At 71.1% G+C, this 3,415-nt stretch carries 1 protein-coding gene and 1 pseudogene; both read left to right on the forward strand.

The genetic code is table 11. The annotated features are described in order from the left end of the window. Positions 1 to 2,603 (forward strand): annotated as a pseudogene (locus tag OOT08_RS10135) (hypothetical protein); the annotation flags it as partial. Positions 2,604 to 2,799: 196 nt separating this feature from the next. Continuing rightward, a partial coding sequence (locus OOT08_RS10140) for a carbon starvation CstA family protein (protein WP_325092531.1) occupies positions 2,800 to 3,415 on the forward strand: 616 nt, incomplete at its 3' end.

Raw genomic sequence — 3,415 nt, forward strand, 5'->3', positions numbered from 1 at the left:
GCCTGAGCACGCTCGCGCTTGTCGCCGGCACGACCCTCGTCCTCGGCCTGCTCTCCGGCCTGCTCTATCTGCTGAGCATCATGTCCGTCATCGGCCCGAGCGAGACGTTCAGCGCCGGCACGGTCATCGGCGGGCTCTTCGCCTTCGCGGGCGCCAGCCTCGGGGCGGGCGTCACCCTCGGCGTCCCCGACCTCTTCAACGGGGTGGCCACCGGGAGCATGGGCGTGACCGTGTTCTCCCTCGGCACCCTCGCGGCGGTCGCGACCGCCGTCTTCCTCATCACCCGGCACCGCCTGCGCCGCGAAGCCCCCGTGGCTGGGCCGATGGTCCGCACGGTCGCCGTCCTGTGCGACGCGCTCGGCACCGCGATCCCGATCACCCTCATCACCGGGCTCATCTTCGCGACGATCGAGGCGCCCCCGTTCCCCGCGCTCTCGCTGCGGAGCAACTGGGGGATGACCCTGCTGGTGACGACGATCGTGGTTGGCCTCGCGAGCGCCGCGGGCCGCGCCGCCGCGCACCCCGGCCCGCCGCGCACGGCCGGGGCCGTGACCGGTCTGCTCGCCGGAGCGCGCGAGGCGCGCGGGTACCTCCTGGTGCTCGCCGCGATCTTCGCCCCGGTGGTGCTCGCCGTCCTCATCATTGGCTCAGTCCAGGCCGACGCCCTCGGCATGCTGCTGCTCGGGCTGCCCCTGCTCGGCAACCTCGTGGCCGCGGCCATCGGGCTCGGGCACCTCGGCGGGATCTCCGGGGTGTTCCCCGGGTACAGCGGGCGAGAGTCGATGCTCGCCTGGGACCTGCTCTCCGGTTCCGGCAGCTGGCTGATCGCGCTTGCGGTGCTGGGCACCCTCTTCGCGGCCCTCTGGATCGGGGTGCGGCGGCAGCGCCTGGCCGCGCCGAGCTGGGGCCGGGTCTGGCAGTTCCCGCTCCTCGTGTTCGTGGTTTGGGTGCTGCTCAGCCTCGGCCTCGCCGGGTTCCGGACCAACCTTGGTGGCTCCGCCGGGGTGTTTGCCAACTCGGTGAACGGCTCCGTGCAGCTGAGCTGGTGGACCGGCTTGGCGATGCTGGCCTGGGCGCTCGTGGTTTCGGTGCTCGCGGAGTTCGCGCCCGGTTTCCTCTACGGCTTTGCCCCCGCGGCCCTCGCGCGGCTCGGCGGCCGTCGCTCCGCTCAGTCCTGGCTGAGCGGCGCGCCGCTGCCCGGCGTGGTTGCAGCGGCCCCGCAGGCCGTCGCGGGCCAGCCGGGGTGGCCCGCGACCGCGCACGCGTCTGCCCAGCAGCCGACCGTGCCCGACGGGTACCCCTTCCCGACCGCTCCGGCGTTCCCCACGGGTCAGGTGTTCCCCACGGGCCAGGTGTTCCCCGCGCCGCCCGCCCCGCCGGAGGCCGCCGCGGGCCCGGGTGACGTCCCGCCCGCGCCGCCCGAGACCGATCAGCAGCGGCCCGCCCCGTTCGTGCCCGTTGCCGCCGAGCCGGGAGCCGTACCCCAGCAGGCCGTGCCCCAGCAGGGACAGCCGACGACGGCCCTGCCCGCGACCGGGCTCCCGCTGGCCCAGCCCGCGGCCGGGGTCGCGCCCCTCCCCGGCACCCTGCCGCCCGCGCAGCCGATGAGCCCCGCGGCCAAGAAGCGGCTCGCCGTGATTGGCGGGGGCGTGGTCCTCCTCGGCCTGCTGGTTGGCGGCGGCGCGATCGCGCTCAACGTGATCAACGCCTCACGAGGGCCCGCGGGCACCGTCGAGACCTACCTCGGCATGCTCTCCTCCGGGGACGCGGAGGGGGCGAACGCGATGGTCGACCCCGGCATTAAAAACACCGAGCGGGTCATGCTGACCAACGACGTGCTGGGCTCGGCAGAGCACCGCATCGAGGTGCTGAGCGTTCGCGAGACCGAATCGACGAGGAGCTTCGCCACGGTGATTGCGGAGTTCTCGATTGACGGGGAGAAATACAGACACAACTTCACCCTCGACGCGGGTCCGAAGGAGTCCGGCTTCCTCAACACCTGGCAGATCTCGGAGAGCCTGATCGTCCCCGTCGTGATCTACCCGAACGGCATCGAGGAGGCGCAGATCGGCAAGACCGTGATCCCACTGTCCGGAGAGCCCGCGTCGGCCTACGACGACTTTTACGGAATGGGCCGCGTCGAGTTCTACGCGTACCCGGGCAGCTACACCCTGACGCCGCCCTCGAGCGACATGCTCGTCGCGGAGCCCCAGCAGCTGCTCGTGGGCACCGAAGTCATGCAGCCATCGGTTGAGCTCAGCGCGCAACCGTCCGAGGCCTTCGCGGAGGCGGTGCTGGCCCAGGTCGCGGAGCGCGCCACGCTCTGCGTCACGGTGTCCACGAACCTCGACGAGGTGTGCCCCTACCCGCTGCAGGACCGCAACCTCAGCTCGATGAAGATCACGACGATGCCCACCGACTTCGAGGAGCTCACCCTCACGGGCTTCACCTCCTCGAACGGGGTCTTCGAGGTTGGCCGCCCGAAGTCCGCCTGGTCCTCCGGGGGCACGGAGGACTACGACTTCTTCATCACGGGCACCATCTCGATGGTGGACGGCACCCCCGAGGTCGAGTTCGATCGGATGACGAGTTACGGCCTGTAACCCGAGAAGCGATCGTGAGCGAGCGTCCCCCGTGCCATCGGCGCGGGGGACGCTCGCGTTTGCGGGGCGCCGGAGCGAGAGAAAGCCGCAGACATCGGTGTAGGGCTTGCCATTTTGCTGAGAGTCTGCCGACAATGGGGCCAGCCGGCTCGCGTGTGGTGACGGAGCGGGGGGATCTGAGCAAGGGAGCTGAGTCATGACAACGCAACACTCAGGACGCGATGGGGCGAGGGCGTCGGACGGTCTCGAACCGGACCCCTCCCTCCCGCCCGTGGCGCTGACCGAGGAACAGCTCGGCCAGGATGCGGCGCGCAAGCGTGGACCGAAGACCGTCGTCTGGGTGCTCGTCGGCGTCGTCGGGGCCATCGGCTGGACGATGCTCGCCCTGGCCCGCGGCGAAACGGTCAACGCGATCTGGTTCGTCTTCGCCGGGGTGGCCACCTCGCTGCTCGGGTACCGCTTTTACTCGAAGTTCGTCGAACACGTCATCGCGAAACCCGACGATCGCCGCGCGACCCCGGCCGAGTACCGGGCAAACGGCAAGGACTACGTCGTCACCGACCGCCGGGTGCTCTTCGGGCACCACTTCGCAGCGATTGCCGGGGCCGGACCCCTCGTCGGGCCCGTCCTGGCCGCGCAGTGGGGGTTCCTCCCCGGGACCATTTGGATCATCGTCGGGGTCATCTTCGCGGGGGCGGTCCAGGACTACCTCGTGCTGTTCTTCTCCACCCGCCGCGGCGGCCGCTCCCTCGGCCAGATGGCCAAGGACCAGCTCGGTCGGGTCGGGGGCATCGCCGCGATCATTGCGACCC

The organism is Leucobacter sp. M11 (genome assembly GCF_035726885.1).
Lineage (GTDB): Bacteria > Actinomycetota > Actinomycetes > Actinomycetales > Microbacteriaceae > JAPFRB01.